The organism is Streptomyces sp. NPDC093111 (genome assembly GCF_040683955.1).
Classification (GTDB): domain Bacteria; phylum Actinomycetota; class Actinomycetes; order Streptomycetales; family Streptomycetaceae; genus Streptomyces.
Genome location: NZ_JBFBNW010000005.1, coordinates 101,310 through 122,938, shown reverse-complemented (window position 1 = coordinate 122,938; position 21,629 = coordinate 101,310). Strand labels below are relative to the sequence as shown.

General features: G+C 71.5%; 18 protein-coding genes and 1 pseudogene. 8 read left to right on the top strand and 11 right to left on the bottom strand.

All coding sequences use genetic code 11. The features are described from left to right. Positions 1-283 precede the first annotated feature (283 nt). From AB0Q96_RS09885 to AB0Q96_RS09855, 7 genes and pseudogenes are all read right to left on the bottom strand, one after another. Complete coding sequence (locus tag AB0Q96_RS09885) at positions 284-1,672, bottom strand: 8-oxoguanine deaminase (RefSeq protein WP_365323520.1); 1,389 nt, start codon at positions 1,670-1,672, stop codon at positions 284-286. Between the two features lie 48 nt (positions 1,673-1,720). Continuing rightward, positions 1,721-3,127, bottom strand: a complete 1,407-nt coding sequence (locus AB0Q96_RS09880; protein WP_365323518.1) for a nucleobase:cation symporter-2 family protein — start codon at positions 3,125-3,127, stop codon at positions 1,721-1,723. A gap of 69 nt (positions 3,128-3,196) precedes the next feature. Next, positions 3,197-4,120: a factor-independent urate hydroxylase gene (gene pucL / locus AB0Q96_RS09875; RefSeq protein ID WP_365323517.1), complete on the bottom strand. Its 924-nt coding sequence runs from the start codon at positions 4,118-4,120 to the stop codon at positions 3,197-3,199. 5 nt (positions 4,121-4,125) lie between these two features. Further along, a complete protein-coding gene (uraH, locus tag AB0Q96_RS09870; RefSeq protein ID WP_365323515.1) occupies positions 4,126-4,545 on the bottom strand; it encodes a hydroxyisourate hydrolase in 420 nt (139 codons plus the stop codon). Continuing rightward, a complete protein-coding gene (gene uraD / locus AB0Q96_RS09865) occupies positions 4,545-5,060 on the bottom strand; it encodes a 2-oxo-4-hydroxy-4-carboxy-5-ureidoimidazoline decarboxylase (protein WP_365323513.1) in 516 nt (171 codons plus the stop codon). Before uraD ends, uraH begins: the two co-directional genes overlap by 1 nt. 155 nt (positions 5,061-5,215) lie before the next feature. Continuing rightward, positions 5,216-5,554: a helix-turn-helix domain-containing protein gene (locus AB0Q96_RS09860; RefSeq protein ID WP_365324040.1), complete on the bottom strand. Its 339-nt coding sequence runs from the start codon at positions 5,552-5,554 to the stop codon at positions 5,216-5,218. A 119-nt stretch (positions 5,555-5,673) separates the two neighbouring features. Further along, a pseudogene (locus AB0Q96_RS09855) lies at positions 5,674-5,922 on the bottom strand (hypothetical protein); the annotation flags it as partial. A gap of 140 nt (positions 5,923-6,062) precedes the next feature. Between AB0Q96_RS09855 and AB0Q96_RS09850 the strand changes: the two are divergent. From AB0Q96_RS09850 to AB0Q96_RS09840, 3 genes are all read left to right on the top strand, one after another. Continuing rightward, positions 6,063-6,914 carry a TIM barrel protein gene (locus AB0Q96_RS09850; protein ID WP_365323511.1) on the top strand — a complete coding sequence of 284 codons (852 nt, stop codon included), beginning with the start codon at positions 6,063-6,065 and terminating at the stop codon, positions 6,912-6,914. 44 nt (positions 6,915-6,958) lie between these two features. Further along, positions 6,959-7,873, top strand: coding sequence for a 2-hydroxy-3-oxopropionate reductase (locus AB0Q96_RS09845; protein WP_365323509.1), 915 nt, complete (start codon positions 6,959-6,961; stop codon positions 7,871-7,873). A gap of 191 nt (positions 7,874-8,064) precedes the next feature. Beyond that, a complete protein-coding gene (locus tag AB0Q96_RS09840; RefSeq protein WP_365323507.1) occupies positions 8,065-9,522 on the top strand; it encodes a catalase in 1,458 nt (485 codons plus the stop codon). Between the two features lie 388 nt (positions 9,523-9,910). Here the strand turns inward: AB0Q96_RS09840 and AB0Q96_RS09835 are convergent, their stop codons facing one another. Further along, positions 9,911-11,083, bottom strand: a complete 1,173-nt coding sequence (locus AB0Q96_RS09835) for an MFS transporter (RefSeq protein WP_365324038.1) — start codon at positions 11,081-11,083, stop codon at positions 9,911-9,913. A 245-nt stretch (positions 11,084-11,328) separates the two neighbouring features. Here AB0Q96_RS09835 and AB0Q96_RS09830 point away from each other — a divergent pair, with 245 nt between their 5' ends. Next, positions 11,329-12,348 (top strand): ArsR family transcriptional regulator, encoded by a 1,020-nt coding sequence (locus tag AB0Q96_RS09830; protein ID WP_365323505.1) that lies wholly within the window; start codon positions 11,329-11,331, stop codon positions 12,346-12,348. A 37-nt stretch (positions 12,349-12,385) separates the two neighbouring features. Here AB0Q96_RS09830 and gcl read toward each other — a convergent pair whose 3' ends face one another. Further along, positions 12,386-14,173, bottom strand: coding sequence for a glyoxylate carboligase (gene gcl / locus AB0Q96_RS09825; protein WP_365323503.1), 1,788 nt, complete (start codon positions 14,171-14,173; stop codon positions 12,386-12,388). Between the two features lie 234 nt (positions 14,174-14,407). On the opposite strand from gcl, the gene AB0Q96_RS09820 reads away from it, so the two are divergent. From AB0Q96_RS09820 to AB0Q96_RS09810, 3 genes are all read left to right on the top strand, one after another. Next, entirely contained in the window at positions 14,408-15,625 is a 1,218-nt protein-coding gene (locus AB0Q96_RS09820; RefSeq protein WP_365323502.1) for a hypothetical protein, read from the top strand. 68 nt (positions 15,626-15,693) lie between these two features. Then, on the top strand, positions 15,694-16,482 hold the full coding sequence (locus tag AB0Q96_RS09815; protein ID WP_365323500.1) for a TIGR04222 domain-containing membrane protein: 789 nt from the start codon (positions 15,694-15,696) through the stop codon (positions 16,480-16,482). A gap of 67 nt (positions 16,483-16,549) precedes the next feature. After that, complete coding sequence (locus tag AB0Q96_RS09810) at positions 16,550-17,191, top strand: GNAT family N-acetyltransferase (protein ID WP_365323498.1); 642 nt, start codon at positions 16,550-16,552, stop codon at positions 17,189-17,191. On the opposite strand, the gene AB0Q96_RS09805 is transcribed toward AB0Q96_RS09810, so the two are convergent. Together AB0Q96_RS09805 and AB0Q96_RS09800 are read right to left on the bottom strand one after the other, a co-directional pair. Then, entirely contained in the window at positions 17,176-18,714 is a 1,539-nt protein-coding gene (locus AB0Q96_RS09805; protein WP_365324036.1) for an AMP-binding protein, read from the bottom strand. The two genes, AB0Q96_RS09810 and AB0Q96_RS09805, sit on opposite strands and share 16 nt — an antisense overlap. Before the next feature lie 176 nt (positions 18,715-18,890). Continuing rightward, positions 18,891-20,579 carry an AMP-binding protein gene (locus AB0Q96_RS09800; protein WP_365323496.1) on the bottom strand — a complete coding sequence of 563 codons (1,689 nt, stop codon included), beginning with the start codon at positions 20,577-20,579 and terminating at the stop codon, positions 18,891-18,893. Between the two features lie 186 nt (positions 20,580-20,765). On the opposite strand from AB0Q96_RS09800, the gene AB0Q96_RS09795 reads away from it, so the two are divergent. Then, positions 20,766-21,599, top strand: a complete 834-nt coding sequence (locus tag AB0Q96_RS09795; RefSeq protein WP_365323494.1) for a LuxR C-terminal-related transcriptional regulator — start codon at positions 20,766-20,768, stop codon at positions 21,597-21,599. The last annotated feature ends 30 nt before the right edge of the window (positions 21,600-21,629 follow it).

Sequence of the window (21,629 nt, the reverse complement as noted above, 5' to 3'; positions counted from 1 at the left end):
TCCGGTCGGGTACGCGTCGGCGGAGACGCGGGTGTCAGGGAGGTGGTGCGATGCGGTGCGAAGTGCAGGAGGTGCGGCTCGATGCGGCGCCGGCGGAGGGGGTGCGGCGCTGACGGGGTGTCCGATGGGGAATGCCCGGGTGGGGCACGGAGACCGTTCACCGTCCCGGGGGGTGCGTACGACTGGGCGCACGTCACCCCCCGGTCGGGCTGCCGCGGACCCCGCTCGGGTCCGCGGCGACCGGTCGAGGGCCGTCCCCCTCGACCGGACTCCTTGGGGAGGGTCAGGCCTGGGCCGCGATACGGGCCAGGCGCTGCGCCTCCGTGCGCGCGTCGCGCGCGATCCGGTCCTCGTCGGCGGTCAGCAGACGGTTGTTCTCCACGATCTGCTTGCCGTTGACGAAGGACGCGGTGACCGGGGCGGCCGCACCGAAGACGATGGCGGTGACCGGGTCGGCGATCGACGAGTGGCCGAGGCCGTCGATCTTCCAGAGCACGAAGTCGGCCAGCTTGCCGGCCTCCAGCGAGCCGATGCTGTCGGCGCGGCCGAGGACCTCGGCGCCGCCGTAGGTGCCGAGGCGCAGGGCCTGGCGGGCGTTGAGCGCGGCCTCGCGGTGGGCGCCGAGCCGGTTGATCAGCAGGGCGTTGCGCAGCTCGGTGTGGAGCTCGCCCGACTCGTTGGAGGCGGTGCCGTCGACGCCGAGGCCGACCGGCACGCCCGCCCTGAGCATGTCGGGTACGCGGGCGATGCCGGCGGCGAGGCGCGCGTTGGAGGAGGGGCAGTGCGCCACACCGGTCTTGGTACGGGCGAAGGCCGCGATGTCGGAGTCGTTCATGTGGACGCAGTGCGCCATCCACACGTCCTCGCCGAGGAAGCCGGTGGACTCGAAGTAGTCCGTCGGGCCCATGCCGAAGAGCTCGTGGCAGAACTTCTCCTCCTCCACGGTCTCCGAGCCGTGGGTGTGCATGCGCACGCCCAGGCGGCGGCCGAGCGCGGCGCCCTCGCGGAGAAGTTCGGTGGAGATGGAGAAGGGGGAACAGGGGGCGACGGCGACCTGGGTCATCGAGTCGAAGGAGGCGTCGTGGAACTTCTTGACGGTCTCCTCGGTCGCGGCGAGCGCGCCCTCGGTGGTCTCGACGGCGAAGTCCGGCGGCAGGCCGCCGTCCTTCTGGCTGCGGTCCATGGAGCCGCGGGCGAGGGTGAAGCGGACGCCCATGTCGCTCGCGGCACCGATGATCGCGCCGGACAGGTCGCCGGAGCCCTGCGGGTAGACGTAGTGGTGGTCCATGGCGGTGGTGACACCGCCGCGGGCCATCATCGCCAGCGATCCCTGGGCGGCGACGCGCACCATCTGCTCGTCGATGCGGGCCCAGGTCGGGTAGAGCGCGACCAGCCAGTTGAAGAGGTTGTGGTCGGTCGCGAGACCCCGGGTGATCCACTGGTAGAAGTGGTGGTGGGTGTTGACGAGACCCGGCGTGATCAGATGGCCGGTGGCGTCGATCCGCCGGACCACGTTCTCCAGGCCCTCGGGGGCCTTCCCGGCACCGATGGACTCGATCTTGTTGTCGGCGACGACGAGGTGGCCGGTGGCGTACTCGGTGTCGTTCGCGTCGACGGTCGCGATCGCCGCGTTCTCGATGACGATGCGCTGGGCTGCCGAAGGTGCTGCCATGACGGTGCTTCCTTCATTCCTGGGGGGATGGTCGGGCACGGCAGGACCCTAGGAGGATTTGAGTGCCGGGGCCGTGTGACGGCTCCGGGTGCCGAGATGGTGGAAGAAGAGATTCAGCAGGACGGCGACGAGCGCCCCCGCGCTGATGCCGGAGCCGAGCACGGTCTGCGCCCAGGCGGGGAATCCGGCGTAGAAGGTGGGTGCGGCGAGCGGGATGATGCCCGCTCCGAGCGCGACGGCCACCAGGATGATGTTGGAGCTGTCGTCGAGTCCCGCCTCGGACAGGGTCCGGATGCCGCTCACGGCGATCGAGCCGAAGAGCACGATGCCCGCGCCGCCGAGGACCGGCATGGGCACCAGGGAGACCACCGCGCCGAGCACCGGGAAGGCACCGAGGACCAGGAGGGCGCCGCCGGCCACGGCGACGACGTACCGGCTGCGCACCCGGGTCAGCGAGACGACGCCGACGTTCTGGGCGAAGGCCGAGGTGGGGAAGCCGCCGAAGACGGGGCCGATCAGGGTGGCGATGCCGTCGGTGCGCAGTCCGCGGGTGATGGTCCGGCCGTCGCTGCGCCGTTCACAGATCTCGCCGAGGGCGAGCATGCCGGCGCTGGACTCGGTCATCAGGACCAGCATCACGATGCACAGGGAGATGATCGCGGCGGGCTGGAACTCGGGGGCGCCGAAGGCGAAGGGCGTGGGCAGTGCGGCGACCGGGGCCTCCCGCAGGGCGGTGAAGTCCGCCATGCCGAAGGGGACCGCGGCGAGCGTGCCGATGAACAGGCCGAGGAGCAGGGCGATCTGCTTGACGAAGCCCTTGCCGAAGCGCTGGAAGAGCAGGACGACGACGAGGGTGAACCCGGCGAGGGCCAGGTACTTCATGGAGCCGAAGTCGGCGGCGTTCTTGTCGCCGCCCTGCGCCCAGCCGACCGGCACGGGCATCAGGGTGACCCCGATGAGGGTGATGACGACGCCGGTGACGAGCGGCGGGAAGAAGCGCAGGAGCCGGCCGAAGAAGGGGCCGACGGCGAGGCAGAAGACTCCGGCGACCATCACCGCGCCGTAGATGGCGGGGAGTTGGTGTCCCGGGGCGGTGTTCTCGGCGATGGCGAGCATCGGGGTGATGCCGGCCGACGAGGCGGCGTTCACGAACGGGAGCCGGTTGCCGGCGAAGCGGCCGAGGCCGAGGGTCTGCAGGATGGTCGCGCAGCCGGCGATCAGCAGGCTGGCGGCGATGAGCCGGGTCATGCCGGCGGTGTCCAGGCCGACCGCCTGACCGATGATGAGCGGAGGGGTGACGACGCCCGCGTACATGGCGGCGATGTGCTGGAGTGCCGCGGGGACGAGCCGCGAGGCGGGGAGTTTCTCGTCCACCGGGTGGCAGGCGACCGCGGTGGTGGACGGGGTGGAACACGGGCCTTCGGCGGTTGCCGGCCCCTTTGCAGGCTGTGCCATGGAAGTTCCCTCCGGTGTGCGCGCCCCCGCCCGACTGCGGGGCGGGCGGAAGCGCGCACTCAGGGCCGCTTAGAGGTTGGTCATGTCGACCGGGATCTGCGCCGTGGCGCCGTCGCGCAGGACCGTGGCCTCGATGAGGCCGTACATGCGGTCGGCCGCGTAGTAGACCTCGTTGTCGTTCTTCAGGCCGAAGGGCTCGAGGTCGACCAGGAAGTGGTGCTTGTTCGGGAGCGAGAAACGGACCTCGTCGATCTCCGAACGGTGGTTGATGATCCGCGTGGCCATCTGGTACAGCGTCTGCTGCAGGGAGTACGAGTACGTCTCCGAGAAGGCCTCGAGCATGTGCTTCCGGGTCTGCTCGTAGGACCGCTCCCAGTTGGGCATCCGCTGCTCGTCGTCGGTCCAGTTGAACCGCCAGCGGCCGGACACCTGCGTGGCCAGGATGCGGTCGTACGCCTCCTGGAGGGTCGTGTACTTGTCCTTGATGTAGCCCCAGAACTCCGAGTTGGTGGAGTTCATGACGACGAGGTCCTTGAGGCCGGAGATGACCTCCCAGTTCGTGCCGTCATAGGTGATCTGGGTGACGCGGGTCTCCTGGCCCTTGCGGACGAAGGAGTGGTTGACCTCGTCCGAGCCGATGAACTTGGAGTTGGCGTCCGAGCTGGCGATCCGCTCCCAGGAGTACTCCTCGATCTGGATGCGGGCGCGGTGGATCGGCTCCTGGCTGGTCACGAAGTGACGCGCCAGGTGGATGCCGAACTGCTCGGCGGACTCGATGCCGTACTCCTTGGCGAACGCGAAGACGGTGTTCTTCGTCGTGTCGGTGGGGAGGCAGTGGGCGTTCGAGCCGGTGAGGTGGACGTCGTCGAGGTCACCCGAGAGGGCGACGGAGACGTTCAGGTCCTTGATGTGGTGGGTCGCGCCGTCCCGCGTGATCTTGACGACGCGGTTCTCTGCTTTGCCGTACTGGTTCTGGCCGAGAATCGTGGGCATGTCTGCTAGCTCCCTCGGTAAACGGAGTAGCCGAACGGGTTGAGCAGCAGCGGCACGTGGTAGTGCTCGCCCGGGACGACGGCGAACGTGATCGCCACCTCCGGGAAGAACGCTCCGGTCGTACCGCTGTCCCGATTCGCGGGGGCGTCCTGCTGCGCCTCGGCTTGCTTGTCCTGCTTGCTCAGGAAGTACGCCTCGGTCTGGAAGTCGAGCCGTACGTGGGTCGTGCCCTCCGGCAGGGCCGGGAGGTCCTTGCATCGCCCGTCCGCGTCGGTGGCGGAGCCGCCCAGGGCGGTCCACTCGGCGTCGGAGCCGGCGCGGGCCGCGAGCGTGATGGTCACGCCCTCGGCCGGACGGCCGACGCTGGTGTCCAGGATGTGGGTGGACACGGAACTGCTCGGCAGAGCCGCGGTGTCGGTGCTCATCAGTTCTCTTCCTCGGTCTCGACGAGACGGGTCAGACGGATGCGGTTGATCTTGCCCAGTTCGGTGCGGACGATCTCCCGCTCCTGTTCGGGCGAGTTCTCGATCCGGTCGCGGACCGCGTCACGCATCTGCTCGCCGGTCCTGCCGGTGGCGCAGATGAGGAAGACATGCCCGAACTTGTCCTGGTAGGCCAGGTTGAGTTCGAGCATCTCGGCCTTGAGCTCCGCGGAGGCGCCGGCCATCCCGCTCTGCTCGCGGGAGGAGGTCGGGTCCCCTGCCTTCGGACGACCGATCGGCGGGTGGCCCGCCATCGCGTCGGCCAGGTCCTCCGCGGTCAGTTCCGCCATGGCGGCGTCACTGGCGAGGAAGAGGGCTTCCGCGGTGGCGTACGGGCGCTGGGCGAGCAGTTTGCTCCCCCACGCCGAACTGGAGCACACCTCGTGGAGTGCGGCGACGGCGTCGCCGTCCGCCGAGGTGTTGAACCGGGTCAGACCCGGTGTCGTACCTGAAGTCACGGGAAGCCTCCGTGGCTGTTTTTCGCTGTGCGTCGGACGGGCTGCGGATAGCTAACGCCCTCCGCAACACGACGTCAACACTTTGTTGAAAACTCGGCCACACAAAAGCCGTCGTCCCGACATCTGGACGACGGCTTGTGGCCACTCATGATCAACTACCCGCTCTTGGGGGCCTTTTCCCTGTTCAGGGCGGTCTCCCTGTTCAGGTAGTTGTACACGGTGAAGCGACTGACGCCCAGCGCCCCCGCCACCGTCTCCACCCCGTGACGCACGGAGAAGGCGCCTCGCGCCTCCAGGATCCGCACGGCCTCCTGCTTGCTCTTGCGGTCGAGCTCGGCGAGCGGCATCCCGTGCCGACGTTCCATCGCGGCCAGAATGTGATCGAGCGATTCGGACAGCTGCGGAAGCCGCACCGCGAGCACGTCCTCGCCCTCCCAGGCGAGCACCACGTCGTCCACTCCGGCCTGCTCCGGCACCAGCAGCTCGGCGCCCATCGCGTCGACCAGCGGCTTCACGGCCGCCACCAGGGGGTGCTCGCTCACTTCTCCCCCTCCTTGAGCTCCTTGGACCCCTCGGACTCCTTGGACTCCTCGGGCTCCCCGGACTCCCCGGCCTCCGGGGACTCCCCGATCACGTTCACCTGGAGCGAGACGCGGGTCGCCCCGGCCGCCAGGGACTGGCGCAGCAGCGCGTCCACGGCGGTGAGCACCACGTCGGCACCGCCTTCCGCCGTATTGCCGAAGGGGCCGACATCCACCGCGTCCAGTTCGGCCGACTGGATGACCTCACGTGCCACGACCGCGTGCGCCGGCGCCTCTTCCAGGTCGAACGGCTCGGTCGTGAACTCCACTCTCAAACGCACCATGCCCCCACGCTACGGCCCGGTCGTGGCCCACGGCAGCCCCGGACCTGCGGGGACCTCTTGACAAGTCGACCGGTCCGCTTGCAACATTCCGTCAGACAGAAAGTTACTTCCGCAATACGGAAGGAGCGCCGCCCCTCATGGCCCGCTTCTCAGACGGCGCAGTCACGGACCAGCGCTTCGATGTGAACCTGTCGATCCTCTTCACGGAACTCCCGCTCCTGGAGCGCCCCGCGGCCGCCGCCGCGGCGGGCTTCACCGCGGTCGAGCTGTGGTGGCCCTGGATCGACACCGCCACCCCCGAGCAGAGCGAGCTCGACGCCCTCAAGAAGGCTCTTGAGGACGCCGGCACCCAGCTGGTGGGCCTGAACTTCTACGCCGGCCGGCTCCCGGGCCCGGACCGCGGCGCGGTCTCGGTGCCCGGTGAGGAGTCCGACCGCTTCCGGGCCAACATCGACATCGCCGCGGACTTCGCGGCCTCGGTCGGCTGCAAGGCGCTCAACGCGCTCTACGGCAACCGCGTCGAGGGCGTGGACCCGGCCGTCCAGGACGAGCTCGCCCTGGAGAACCTGGTGCTGGCCGCCCGCGCGGCCGACCGGGTCGGCGCGATCCTGCTGATCGAGACCCTCAACAAGCCGGAGTCGCCGCTCTACCCGCTGGTGAGCGCCCCCGCCGGCGTCGAGATCGTGGACAAGGTGAACGCGGCCACCGGCCTCGGCAACGCCAAGTTCCTCCTCGACATCTACCACCTGGCCATGAACGGCGAGGACGTCAGCCGGGTCATCGCCGAGTACGCGGACAAGACCGGCCACGTCCAGATCGCCGACAAGCCGGGCCGCGGCGCCCCGGGCACCGGCGAGCTCCCCCTGGAGCAGCTCCTCGGCGAGCTCGTCAAGGCCGGTTACGACGGCTGGATCGGCCTGGAGTACAAGGCGGCCGACGCCGCCTCGTCCTTCGAATGGCTCGCCCCCGAGGCCCGCCCCGCCCGCTGACGCAGGCCCCCTCCCCGTACCACCTTGTTTTGAGAGGCACCCTCATGAGCAACCTCGCTGATTCCTCCCAGCCCGCCCGCCCTGCGATCGCGTGGATCGGTCTCGGCATCATGGGCTCCCCCATGTCCGAGAACCTGATCAAGGCCGGCTACTCGGTCACCGGCTTCACCCTGGAGCAGGACAAGCTGGACCGCCTCGCCGCGGCGGGCGGCACCGTCGCCGGCTCGATCGCCGAGGCCGTCAAGGACGCCGACGTGATCGTCACGATGGTGCCCGCCTCCCCGCAGGTCGAGGCCATCTCCTACGGCCCCGCGGGCATCCTGGAGAACGCCAAGCCGGGCGCGCTGATCGTCGACATGTCCTCGATCACCCCGCAGACCTCGGTCGACCTGGCGAAGAACGCCAAGGAGAGGGGCATCCGCGTCATCGACGCCCCCGTCTCCGGCGGCGAGGCCGGCGCCATCGAGGCCGTCCTGTCGATCATGGTGGGTGGCGAGCAGGCCGACTTCGACGAGGCCCTCCCGATCCTGGAGGCCCTCGGCAAGGTCATCGTCCTGTGCGGCCCGCACGGCTCCGGCCAGACGGTGAAGGCGGCCAACCAGCTGATCGTCGCCGTGAACATCCAGGCGTGCGCCGAGGCCGTCGTCTTCCTGGAGAAGTCCGGCGTGAACCTCCAGGCCGCCCTGGACGTCCTCAACGGCGGTCTGGCCGGCTCCACGGTCCTGACCCGTAAGAAGGACAACTTCCTGAACCGGGACTTCAAGCCCGGCTTCCGGATCGACCTGCACCACAAGGACATGGGGATCGTCACCGACGCCGCCCGCAACGTCGGTGCGGCCCTCCCGGTCGGCGCCGTGGTCGCCCAGCTGGTCGCCTCGCTGCGCGCCCAGGGCGACGGCGGCCTGGACCACTCGGCCCTGCTGCGCGCCGTCGAGCGCCTCTCCGGCCAGCAGGTCTGACCCCGCCCCCCGTCCCGACGGGGCCCTGAATTCCGGGCGGCGGCGGCGCTGACACCTGTCCTGTCGCGCCCAGGCGTCGCCGCCGTCCGGAACACCACACTTCATTTTCAACAAACTGTTGACGCTGCTCGGCGGGCGTACATACGCTCCTGAGCACTCCCAGCAGTGCAGCTCCCGTACGGAAGGTCACGATGTCGAAGCGCGTGCTTACGACCGAGTCCGGCGCCCCTGTCGCCGACAACCAGAACTCCGCCACCGCCGGCGTCGGTGGCCCCATCCTGCTCCAGGACCAGCACCTGCTGGAGAAGCTCGCGCGCTTCAACCGTGAGCGCATCCCGGAGCGCGTGGTGCACGCCCGCGGCTCCGGCGCGTACGGCTACTTCGAGGTGACCGACGACGTCACCGCCTTCACCAAGGCGGGCTTCCTGTCCCAGGTCGGCAAGAAGACCGAGACCTTCCTGCGCTTCTCCACCGTGGCCGACTCGCTCGGCGGCGCGGACGCGGTCCGTGACCCGCGCGGCTTCGCGCTGAAGTTCTACACCGAGGAGGGCAACTACGACCTCGTCGGCAACAACACCCCGGTGTTCTTCATCAAGGACCCGATCAAGTTCCCCGACTTCATCCACTCCCAGAAGCGCGACCCCTTCACGGGCAAGCAGGAGCCGGACAACGTCTGGGACTTCTGGGCGCACGCCCCCGAGGCGACCCACCAGGTGACCTGGCTCATGGGCGACCGCGGCATCCCCGCCTCGTACCGCCACATGAACGGCTACGGCTCGCACACCTACCAGTGGACCAACGAGGCGGGCGAGGCCTTCTTCGTCAAGTACCACTTCAAGACGAACCAGGGCATCCGCTCCCTCTCCGGCGAGCAGGCCGCCGAGCTCGTCGGCAAGGACGCGAACTCGCACCAGACCGACCTGCTCCAGTCGATCGAGCGCGGCGTGAGCCCCTCCTGGACCCTCTACGTCCAGGTGATGCCGGCCGCCGAGGCCGCCGACTACCGCTTCAACCCGTTCGACCTCACCAAGGTGTGGCCGCACAGCGACTACCCGCTGCAGCGCGTGGGCCGTCTGGTCCTCGACCGCAACCCGGACAACGTCTTCGCCGAGGTCGAGCAGGCCGCGTTCTCCCCGAACAACTTCGTTCCGGGCATCGGCCCCTCGCCCGACAAGATGCTCCAGGGCCGCCTCTTCGCCTACGCGGACGCCCACCGCTACCGCCTCGGCGTCAACCACACCCAGCTGCCCGTGAACGCCCCCAAGGCGACCACCGCGGACAACTACGGCCGCGACGGCTACATGGCCACCCGCAACGGTTCGCGCCACGACAAGAACTACGAGCCCAACTCGTACTCGGGTCCGAAGCAGACCGACGCCGCGCTGTCCGCGCCGCTGGCCATCCACGGCTGGACCGGCACCCACGAGGCGCCGCAGCACACCAAGGACGACGACTTCTTCCAGGCCGGTGAGCTCTACCGCCTGATGTCCGAGGACGAGAAGGGCCGCCTGATCGCCAACATCGCCGGTGGCCTCTCCCAGGTCTCCCGCGAGGACATCATCGAGAAGAACCTCGCCCACTTCGCCGCCGCCGACGCCGACTACGGCAAGCGCGTCGAGGAGGCCGTCCGCGCCCTGCGCGAGGACTGATCCTCCGAACACCCAGACAGCGTACGGTGCCTGACGGGAGGTCAGCACTGTACGCGGTCCGGGACACCGGCCCGGATGAGGGGTGGTCGGTGAACCGGACAGCGTGAGGACCGCGGCGGCTCCGAGCCAGTGCGGTGGTAAGGACGCCCGGCCCCCTTCCTGACCTGAAGGAAGGGGAACCGCCGGTGCGCCCGTCGGTGCCGCCGCGGTCCCAACGCCCCCCTCCCCCACAACGCTTCGGCACTCGGGGAGGCTCACGGACTCCGCCCGGCGGCGCGAACGTCCTGTCGCGCCAGCCTCGCACCGTCGGGCGGGCATCACGTGCGCTGTGCGGTTTACGGTCCCGCACCGCGCGCACCAAGGCCGAGGCCTGACCCACGCACAGGGGTCAGGCCTCGGCCCTTTTCCGTTCCCGGGCCGCGGCCGCGGGCCGCCCGGCGAACAGGAGGGCCAGGGTGACCGCCAGCGAGGCCACCGCCAGCAGGCTCATCGCCGTGGCGGGCGAGGTGAGTTGGGCGAGGCCGCCGGCGAGCGCCGCGCTCAGCCCCTGGAAGGCCAGCATCCCGGAGGTGTGCAGCCCCAGCGCGTGGCCGCTCAGCTCCTCGGGGACCAGCTCCATGAGCCGCTCCTGGTAGAGCAGGCTCGCCCCGTAGCCGACGGCCGACAGCGTGATCGCGGCGATCGCGTACGGCGGCGCCGGGTCGAGCGCGAACAACAGGTACGGGACGGCCAGCAGCGCCTGGAGCGGTGCCGCCGCCCGGCCCCGGAGCCCCGCCGGCAGGAACCGGCCCACCGCGACGTCCCCGGCCAGCATCCCGAGCCCGGCACAGGCGAACAGCAGGCCCGCGCGCTCGGGGGCGTACGGCACGAAGAGCGACTCGCAGCCGACGATCAGGCCGTTGGGCACCCAGAGGGCCAGGTAGACGCGCCGCCGGGGCCCCGAGGCCCAGAGCCGGGCGTTCGTCCGCCAGGTCTCCGCGACCGAGACCCGCCCGCTCGCACGCGGCGCCCGCCGGGACAGGCCCCGCCCGGCGACCAGCGCCGCCACGAGATAGAGGACCGCCCCGGTCGCCAGGGTGCCGCGCGGCGCGAGCAGCGCCAGCAGCAGGCCGCCCGTGGCGAACCCGGCGATCTGACAGACACCGGTCGACATGTTGAAGACGGACCGCCCCAGCAGGAAGGCGTCCGGCGCCAGCACCTCGCGCAGCAGCCCGTAGCGCACACCCCCGCCCAGGGAGCCGACGAGCCCCTGGAGGAAGAGGATCGCGAAGACCGCCCCGACGGGCAGCCCGGGGACCGTCTGGGCCGCGGTGCCGGCCGCGAAGGCGAGCGAGACACCGGTGAGGGCCGCGCGGGGCGGCAGCCGGTCGGCGGCCGACAGCAGCATGGTCGCGCCGACCAGCTGGGCGAGCGCGGGACCGAACATGGCGAGCGCGGAGAGCAGCGGGGAGCCCGTCGCCCGGTAGACGAGCGTGGCGAGGCCCAGGCCCGACACGGTCTGGGCGGCGATCTGGGCGGCGCCGCTGAGGAAGAGCGGGGTGAATTCGGGGGTACGGAACAGATCCCGGTAGCCCGGCTGTCGCGGGGAGCGGAGGTCTGGGGGGCTCGGGGGGTTCGGGGGGTTAAGGGGGTTCAGGGGGTCGGGAAGGTTGAGGGGCTTCGAGGGGTTCGGAGACTTCGAAGAGCTCGGGGGCTTCGAAGAGCTCGGGGGCTTCGGCGGCTTCGGGGGCATGTCGGGAGTCTCGGGGTGGTGCCGGGCGGCCCGATAGTGTTTCGCGCGGCGGCGAAACGAGAGGGGGTGGGCCCATGGGCTGGTGGCAGCTCGGCACGGATTCCCTGGCCGGAGGACGGTTCGTCATCTCCCCGCTGGCCGAGACCGTCGCCTCGCTGAAGACCCTGCACGCCGCGGCCGGTGCCCACCCGGGCGAGCGCGCCTGGCTGGCCGGCCACCTCCCGGCGTACCGGGCCCGCCTCGCGGCGGAGCCGGTCGACGCCCTGCTCGTACGGTCCGCCCTGGGGCGCACGTGGAACGCCGACTTCCTGACGCCGACGCCGCTGGGCGAGGGCGAGCAGAGCTTCGAGGAGGAGGTCGAGGCGGTCCGGGAGGTCGAACCGGGCGACGCGGTCCCTCAGTTGGAGGTGTCCCTGGGTGGCCCCGTACCGGATCCGCTGCGTTCGGCGCGCGATCTGCCGCACCGGATGGCGGGGGTGCTGGAGTGGGTGTGGCGGGAGACGGTGCTGCCCGACTGGCCGCGCCGCCGTCGGGTCCTGGAGGCCGATGTGGTGGCCAGGACCGCGCGGTTGGGGCAGGGCGGCTGGGCGGCGGCACTCGACGAGCTGTGTCCCGGCAAGATGCGCTGGCTGGGCGACGGGCGTCTTCAGGTCAACCCGCGCGCGTATCCGCCGAGATGGGTCGACGGCGGCCGGCTGCTGTTCGTGCCGGTGACGCCGGCCGAGGGCTGGGTGTCCTGGGAGGGGACGGAGCGGTCGGCGATCGTGTACGCGTGCTCCGGCACCCTGGCCGACACGGCGGGACCGACCGTCCCCGAGGCCCTGGGCGCCCTGCTCGGCGGCGCCCGGGCCGGTGTCCTCGTACGGCTCGAAGCCCCCAAGTCGACCAGCCAGCTGGTGGCGCTGACCGGTCAGGGCCTCGGGTCGGTGGGGCGGCACCTGAAGGTGCTGCTGGACGCCGGGCTGGTACGGCGCCGGAGGGCGGGGCGGTCGGTGCTGTACGACTGGACGGAGGCGGGGGCGACCCTGGTCCGGGCGCAGGAGGGCCCCCGCCCCGGTGCTCGTCGGGGCGGGGGCCGTCTCACGACTCCCTGATCGGACCAGCTGCGGTCAGACCTCCAGGGCCTCGATGTCAGACCTTGAGGGCCTTGATCGCGGTGGGCGCGTGGCCGGGCTCGGTGGCCAGGTCCTCGAACTCGGTGACGTCGCTCATGTCGACCGTCTTGCTCATCGCGATGTTGGTGATGCGCTCCAGGATCGCCTCGACGACGACCGGCACCTGGAACTCGACGGCCAGCTTCTTGGCCTGCTCCAGCGCCTCGCCCAGCTGGTCCGGGTCGGTGACGCGGATCGCCTTGACGCCCAGGCCCTCGGCGACCTTGACGTGGTCGACGCCGTAGACGCCGATCTCCGGGGTGTTGATGTTCTCGAACTCGAGGTTGACCTCGAAGTTGATGCCGAGACCGCCCTGCGCCTGACGGATCAGGCCCAGGTAGGCGTTGTTCACGAGGACGTGGACGTAGGGGATCTTGTGCTGGGCGGCGACCGCCAGCTCCTCGATCATGAACTGGAAGTCGTAGTCGCCGGAGAGGGCGACGACCGGGGTCTCCGGGTCCGCGGTGGCGGCACCGATGGCGGCCGGGATGGTCCAGCCGAGCGGGCCGGCCTGGCCGCAGTTGATCCAGTGGCGCGGCTTGTAGACGTGCAGGAACTGCGCGGCCGCGATCTGGGAGAGGCCGATGGTGGTGACGTAGCGCGTGTCCTGGCCGAAGGCCTTGTTCATCTCCTCGTAGACGCGCTGCGGCTTCATCGGGATGTTGTCGAAGTGCGTACGGCGCTGCAGGGTGGCCTTGCGCTCCTGCGCGGAGGCGGCCCAGGCGGAGAAGTCCGGCAGCTTGCCCTCGGCCTTGAGCTCCTTGGCGAGCTCGATGAAGAGCTCCAGCGCGGCCTTGGCGTCGGAGGCGATGCCGTAGTCGGGGGCGAAGATCTTGCCGAGCTGGGTGGGCTCGATGTCGACGTGGACGAACTTGCGGCCCTTGGTGTAGGCGTCCAGGTTGTACCCGGTGTGGCGGTTGGCCCAGCGGTTGCCGATGCCGATGACGACGTCGGACTCCAGGAAGGTCGCGTTGCCGTAGCGGTGCGCGGTCTGGACGCCGACCATGCCGGCGGCCAGCTCGTGGTCGTCGGGGATGGTGCCCCAGCCCATGAGCGTGGAGATGACGGGGATGTTCGTCAGCTCGGCGAACTCGACCAGCAGGTCGGTGGCGTCGGCGTTGATGATGCCGCCACCGGCGACGATCAGCGGGCGCTCGGACTCCAGGAGGAAGCTCAGGGCCTTCGCGGCCTGGGCGCGGGTCGCGGCCGGCTTGTAGACCGGCAGCGGCTCGTAGGTCTCCGGGTCGAACTCGATCTCGGTCAGCTGGACGTCGATCGGCAGGTCGATGAGGACCGGGCCGGGACGGCCGGAGCGCATCAGGTGGAAGGCCTGCTGGAAGACGCCGGGGACCTGCGCGGCCTCCAGGACGGTCGTCGCGGCCTTGGTGACCGGCTTGGCGATCGTGGCGATGTCGACGGCCTGGAAGTCCTCCTTGTGGAGCTTCGAGACCGGCGCCTGGCCGGTGATGCAGAGGATCGGGATCGAGTCGGCGATCGCCGAGTACAGGCCGGTGATCATGTCGGTGCCGGCCGGGCCGGACGTACCGATGCAGACGCCGATGTTGCCGGCCTTGGCCCGGGTGTAGCCCTCGGCCATGTGGGACGCGCCCTCGACGTGACGGGCGAGGGTGTGGGCGATCCCGCCCACGTTCTTGAGCTCCCGGTAGAAGGGGTTGATGGCCGCGCCGGGCACACCGAACGCGTTGGTGACGCCTTCGCGCTTGAGGATCTCAACGGCCGCTGCGGCGGCGGTCATACGAGGCATGGGAGTGCTCCTGCTTCGGCCAGGAGGAGACAAGCGCGCCGGGCTCCGGCGGAGGCTTCAGCGTCTTGTTTCCATAATGCGGAAATACTGTTCTGCTATACGGAAGCAATGTAGGTGGGTCGGAGGAGGGGCGTCAAGAGACGATCTGCGGGGAGACCCTCCGAGGTGGCCGAAGTGGCTCCCCCGGACGGCCGGATTGGTGGACGATGGGTGCGCGAGCAGAGGGGGTTCGGTGTGGGTGAATCGGTACAGGTGCGCTGCCCGGAATGCCTCCGTACGCAGAGATACGCGCCACCCGTCTTCCCCTGCGCGTGCGGCACCCCGATCGCGCCCCCGGTGATCCACGGCGCGACCGCGCGGCCCGTCACACACCGCAACTGGTCCGAGGAATGGGTCACCGTCCTCTGCCCCACCTGCGCCCACCCCTCCGACTGGCCCCACCCCGAGCTGGGGTGCGCGTGCGGGGCGGTGCTGCGGGTGCCGGTGAGGGGGCCGGGGTACGCGGAGGGGGTCGAGGGCGTCGGCGCCGGTGGGGGCGCTCGGGGCGCCGACGGGAGCGACGGAGCGGGCGGCGAGGGCGGCGAGAGCGGCGGGCTTGGCGGGAGTGGGAGCGGCGGGGCCGACGTCGGCGGCGTGACCGACGGCCGGTCCGCCGACGGCCGGTCCGCCGACGGCCGGCCTGTCGACGGCAGTGCCTCGCCCGGCGCACACGCACCCACGCTCGGGGCCGGGTCGGGGTCGGGGTCGGGGTCCGCGCACGGGTCCAGCCCCGGGTCCGGGTCCGGGTCCGGAACCCATGACACCCCCGAGGCCGCGCATCGACCGACCACGTGGAGCGGCGCCCAGGCGGCCCAGGCTCCGACTCCGGCTCCGGCTCCGGCTCCGACCCCGGCCCCCGTCCCGCCCCCGGCCACCCCCGCCCATTCCCCCGTATCGGACGCCGACGGATACACCCACGCCGACGCCGACGCCGACGCCGACCGCGACGCCTATCCCACCTTCACCCAGCGCCACCCCTCTCCCCCGCACCCCGCCCTCCCGGGCGCCCAGGCCGCCGCGCTGCCCGTGCGGCCCGCGTTCCGGCCGGTGACGATCAGGACCGCGCGGGACGCGGTGGCGGCCTCCGCCGGGTATCTGCGCTGGCTGGGGTTCCGGGACGTCGTACAGCCGGAGGAGCGGTCGGCGGTGGCCGTGGACCTGCGGGGGCCCGGGCTCGTCGCGCAGGTGGACCCGAGCACCCGGCCGACGGGGCTGCGGGCCGTGGAGTGCCTCTGGCTGAACGGGCTGAGCAACGGGGCGACCAGCGTCTGCTTCTCCCTCGCGGGCTACACGCCCGAGGCCCACGAGCGCGCCGAGGGCCTCGGCATCCCGCTCTTCGTGCTCGATCTCACCGGGACCCCGCAGCCCGTCAACGCTCCCGCCGACACCCTCGTCGACACCGGAGCCGCCTAGCATTTCCGGCCATTCACGGGTGACGACCGGCCCTCCCCCGGGAACAACACCCTCGGGGGGTGAACACCATGACGACGGGGACGTGGTGGTTCTTCGGAGTGACGCTCGGTCAATTGGTTCTCGCGGTCGTCCTGTTGCGTACCCGCAGCAGGGGGCGGCCCGAACTACCGCCACAGGCACTGGCGTTGCTGCGCGGCGGGCCACGGGCGGCGGTCACCGTCGCGCTGGTCGCCCTGCACCAGCGCGGTGCCGTCGCGGCCGGGCGGCGGGGCACGATTCGCGCCAACGGCGGGGCGGGGCGGACCCGCGACCCGCTCCAGCTGGGCGTCCACCGCTCGCTGCAACGGGCTCTCGGCCTCCGCGTGTTGGCCACGCGCCCGAAGGCCCGCCAAGCGCTCGACGCGTTGCGCGCGGAGCTCGGGCGGACGGGTCTGCTCCGTCCGCCCGGCCGGCTGCGGGCGGCCCGGCTGCTGCTGGCCTGCGTGCCGGTCACCGTGGGCGTGGGCCTGCTCGCCACGGAGATCACCGGGCCGGCCGTGCTGCTGGGTGCCGTGCCGGTGCTCGCCGCCGCGCTGCTGCTCTGCGTCCCGCCGACCACCCGGGCCGCCCGCCGCCTCCTCGCGGGCCTGCGCGAGCGGCATCCGCTGCCCGCGCAGCGCCGCGAGGTCACGGACGGCAAGGACGTCCTGCTGTACGTGGCGCTGTACGGCGACCCCGCGCTGGCGCTCTTCCTGCCGCACTTCTCCCGTGACGGCGGCCTGCTCCGCCGGCGCGGCGACCGGGACGACGGCTACGCGACGGGCCGGGGCTGGAACCCGGAGAACGGTCCGACCTGCACGAGCGGCGCACCGGACTGACCGGGCCCCTCCGATCCGCCGCCACCCGGTTGACGCCTTCTTCACACCGGCGGGGCCATACTGACGTATGCGCATCCGAGCGGCCGCACCGGCCGAACTCCCCCTGCTCCAGGACATCGAACGCGCCGCGGGCGAGGCATTCCGCCCGCTGGGCATGGAGGACGTCGCCGACGACGAACCCCTCCCGCTGGACGTCCTGGAGGGCTACCGCAGCGCGGGCCGGGCCTGGGTCGCGGTGGACGCGGCCGACCGGCCGGTCGGGTACCTGCTGAGCGACACCGTGGACGGCGCCGCCCACATCGAACAGGTCTCGGTGCACCCGGACGCCGCCCGCCGGGGCGTCGGCCGGGCGCTGATCGAGCACCTGACGTCGGCCGCCCGGGAGCAGGGCCTCGCGGCACTGACCCTGACGACCTTCACCGAGGTCCCGTGGAACGCCCCGTACTACGCCCGGCTCGGCTTCCGCCGCCTGAAGGAGGGCGATCCGGCGCTCAGCGAGGGCCTGCGGGAGATCAGCCGCGCGGAGGCCGCGCACGGACTGGCCGCCTGGCCCCGGGTCTGCATGCGCCGCGAGATCACGGAGCCGCAGCCCCCGGGGCGGGCACACCCTGCGGAGCATCCCGTGGAACACCCCGCACAGCCCGGGGAACGGCCGCGCCTCGGAAGCCAGGCGCGCCCGCAGGAACAGGCCGGTCAGCCCACCCCGTAACGCTCCCGCAGCTCCACCTTCCGCACCTTCCCGCTCACCGTCATCGGGAACTCGCCCAGGATCTCCACGCGCCGGGGGATCTTGTAGTGCGCGAGGCGGTCGCGGCAGAAGGCGGTGAGCTCGTCCAGGGTGGGTGGGTCGGCGGGGTCGCGCGGGATGACGCAGGCCAGGATCTCCTCGCCGTAACGCGCGTCGGGGACACCGACGACCTGGACGTCCGCGATCTTCGGGTGCGCGTAGAGGAACTCCTCGATCTCGCGCGGGTACACGTTCTCCCCGCCCCGGATGATCATGTCCTTGATCCGGCCGACGATCTGGACGTAGCCGTCCTCGCGCAGCACGGCGAGGTCGCCGGTGTGCATCCAGCGGCCCGGGTCGATCGCCTCCGCGGTCTTCCCGGGCTCGTCCCAGTAGCCGAGCATGACGCTGTAGCCGCGGGTGCACAGTTCGCCGGCGGTGCCGCGCGGGACGGTGAGGCCGGTGCCGGGGTCGACGACCTTCACCTCGACGTGCGGCATGACCCGGCCGACCGTGCCGGTGCGCCGTTCCAGGTCGTCGTCGCGCCGGGTCTGGGTGGAGACGGGCGAGGTCTCCGTCATGCCGTAGCAGATGGACACCTCGGCCATGTTCATCTCGGCGACCACCCGCTTCATGACCTCCACGGGGCACGGCGAGCCCGCCATGATCCCGGTGCGGAGGGTGGAGAGGTCGTACGAGGCGAAGTCGGGCAGGCCCAGTTCGGCGATGAACATCGTCGGCACGCCGTACAGGGAGGTGCAGCGTTCGTCCTGTACCGCGCGGAGGGTGGCGGCCGGGTCGAAGGACGGGGCCGGGATCACCATGCAGGCGCCGTGGGAGGTGGCGGCGAGATTGCCCATGACCATGCCGAAGCAGTGATAAAAGGGCACCGGGATGCAGATCCGGTCCTGCTCCGAGTAGGCGATCATCTCGCCGACGAAGTACCCGTTGTTGAGGATGTTGTGGTGCGAGAGGGTGGCGCCCTTCGGGAAGCCCGTCGTCCCCGAGGTGTACTGGATGTTGACCGGTTCGTCGCAGGACAGCTCGGCCGGCCCGACGCCCTCCGGCGCGGTGCGCGCGAGGAACGCGTCCCAGCTCGCGTCGCCGAAGTGGACCACCTCGCGCAGCCGCGGGCAGGCCGGCCGCACTTCCTCGACCATGGCGCGGTAGTCGCTGGTCTTGTGCGCGAGGGAGGCGAACAGGAGGCTGATCCCGGCCTGGTCGAGGACATACCTCAACTCGTGCGAACGGTAGGCCGGGTTGATGTTGACCATGATGGCGCCGATGCGGGCGGTGGCGTACTGCACGAGCACCCACTCGGCGCAGTTGACCGCCCAGATGCCGACGCGGTCGCCCTTGCGGACCCCGCTGCCGAGGAGCGCGCCCGCCAGCCGGTCGACGTCGGCGCCGAACTCCGCGTACGTCCAGCGGCGCCCGCTCGGCACGTCGACGAGCGCCTCCCGATCGGGCCAGGCGGCGACGGCCCGGTCGAGGTTGGCGCCGATGGTGTCGCCGAGGAGGGGCGTGGGGTCGGCGCCGTGCGCGTACGAGAGCTCGGGGGAGGGTGCGGCGGGCGCGGTGGAGGAGGGGGCTGCGGGCGCGGAGACGGACCTGGTGGAGGAGGGCGCGGCAGACCCGGCCGAGTCGAAGGCAGGCCCGGCGGAGTCGGAGGTGGGGTGGCTCACGTGAGGTCCCCCTCGGCGTACTCCGTGCCGCCCTGGCCCTCGGCGGTCAGCCAGCGCAGTTCCACGCGGCGGATCTTGCCGGACACGGTCTTGGGCAGCTCGGCGAACTCGATGCGCCGGATGCGCTTGTAGGGCGCGAGGACCTCGCGGGAGTGCGCGAAGAGCGCCTTCGCCGTGTCGGCGTCCGGCTGCCAGCCCGCCGCGAGGACGACGTACGCCTTGGGGACGGCGAGCCGCAGCGGGTCGGGGGCGGGGACGACGGCGGCCTCGACGACGGCCTCGTGCTCCAGGAGCGCGCTTTCCAGCTCGAACGGGGAGATCTTGTAGTCGCTCGCCTTGAAGACGTCGTCGGCGCGCCCGACGTAGGTGATGTAGCCGTCGGCGTCGCGGGAGCCGATGTCGCCGGTGCGGTAGTAGCCGCCGGCCATCGCCTCGGCCGTACGCTCCGGGTCGCCGTGGTAGCCGGTCATCAGGCCCACCGGACGGGCGGAGAGGTCGAGACAGATCTCGCCCTCCTCGACGCCGGCGCGCCCGCTGACCGGGTCGACGAGGGTCACCCGGTAGCCGGGGCTCGGCCGGCCCATGGAGCCCTCCTTGAGGCGCTGCCCCGGGCTGTTGGAGACCTGCACGGCCGTCTCGGTCTGGCCGAAGCCGTCCCGGATGGTCACGCCCCAGGCGCGCCGCACGGTCTCGATGACCTCGGGGTTGAGCGGTTCGCCGGCGGCGACGACCTCACGGGGCGGGGTGACGAGCTGCCCGAGGTCGGCCTGGATGAGCATCCGCCAGACGGTGGGCGGGGCGCAGAAGCTGGTGATGCCGTGCCGGTCCATCTCGGCCATCAGGCGGGCCGGGTCGAAGCGGCTGTAGTTGTGGATGAAGACGGTCGCCTCGGCGTTCCAGGGGGCGAAGAGGTTGGACCAGGCGTGCTTGGCCCAGCCGGGCGAGGAGATGTTGAGGTGCACGTCGCCGGGCCGGAGACCGATCCAGTACATGGTCGCCAGGTGCCCGACGGGGTACGAGGTGTGGGTCTGCTCGACCAGCTTGGGGCGGGCGGTGGTGCCGGAGGTGAAGTAGAGCATGAGGGTGTCGTCGGCGAGGGTGACGCCGTCCGGGGCGAAGTCGGCGGACTCGCGGTAGGCGTGCTCGTAGCCGAGCCAGTTCACGCCGTCGCCGCCGACGGCGATCCGGGTGTAGTCGCCGGGCACGTCGTCGAACTTGGCGGTGTCCTCGGCGCGGACCAGCACATGGCGAGCACGGCCCCGGTCGACCCGGTCGCGCAGGTCGGCGGGGCCGAGCAGCGGGGTGGCGGGGATGACGACGGCGCGCAGCTTCATCGCGGCGAGCATGGTCTCCCACAGCTCGGCCTGGTTGCCGAGCATGACGATGATCCGGTCACCGGGGCGGACGCCCTGGGCGCGCAGCCAGTTGGCGACCTGGTTGGAGCGGGCGGACATCTCCGCGAAGCTCAGCCGCGTCTCGGTGCCGTCCTCCTCGACGATGTGGAGGGCGGTGCGGGTGTTGCCGGCGGCGATGACGTCGAACCATTCGAGCGCCCAGTTGAAACGGTCGGGCCGGGGCCACGCGAAGCCCTCGTACGCCGTCTCGTATTCCTCTCGATGCCGGAGCAGGAAGTCCCGGGCCTCCCGGAACCCCCGGGTCGCGTCCGTCTCGCTCGCTGCCGTCATGTGCCCTCCTCGTTGCGGGACCGGTCCCGGACATCGTGTAATCGGTGACCCAGGTCTCACTACCCCCGTTCGGGGGTAGTCGCGCGGATCGGAAGGGTGGGCCGGACGGATGGGCCGGACCGACCCGGACGGACGGCCCGCGTCGTCCCGGCCCGCCCGCCCGGCCAGACAGAAGGAGAGCGCACGGTGCCCGAACACGTCGAATCGGTGGAGCTGCGCGGTGCCCTGCTGCGGCTGCGCCGCACCACCGGTCTCCAGGTGGTGTTCGGGGGCCTGCTGCACGACGGGCGCGCGATGCGTATCGCGGAGCTGAACGGGGCGGTGACGCCGGCGCTGCGCGGGCTGACCATCTCGACCGGCTCGGGCCTGGGCGGGAAATGCCTGGCCCTGTCGCGGCCTTGCGCGGTGACGGACTACGCGTCGGCACGGCACATCACGCACGAGTACGACCTCCCCGTGTCGGCGGAGGGCCTGCGCTCCGTGATCGCGGTGCCTCTCGTCGTACGCCGCAAGGTGCGAGGGGTGCTGTACGGGGCGCTGCGCGACGCGCTGCCGATCGGCGAACGGGTCTTCGACGCGGCGGTCGCGGCGGCCCGGGACGTGGAGCAGGCCTTCGCCGTACGGGACGAGGTGCGGGAGCTGTACGCGCGGGCGGCGAGCCCCGGGCCCTCGTGGGAGGAGGTCCGGCAGGCGTACGGGGAGCTGCGCGAACTGGCGCCGAAGGTGGCCGACCCGGAGCTGCGCGCCCGTCTGCTCGCGGTGTGCGGGCGCCTGGAGACGGCCTCCGGCGCGTCCGAGGGCGCCCCAGGGTCAGCAGCGCCGGCGCCGCTGCTGACCCCGCGCGAGACGGACGTCCTGGCGGCGGTGGCCTCGGGGGCGACGAACGCGGCGGCGGCCCAGCGACTGGGGCTGCGCCCGGAGACGGTGAAGGGCTACCTGCGGGCGGCGATGCGGAAGCTGGGAGCGCACACGCGCCTGGAGGCGGTGGTAGCGGCGCGAAGGGCGGGGGCGCTGCCGTGACCGGCGGGGAGAGGACTCGGGCCGGGCGGG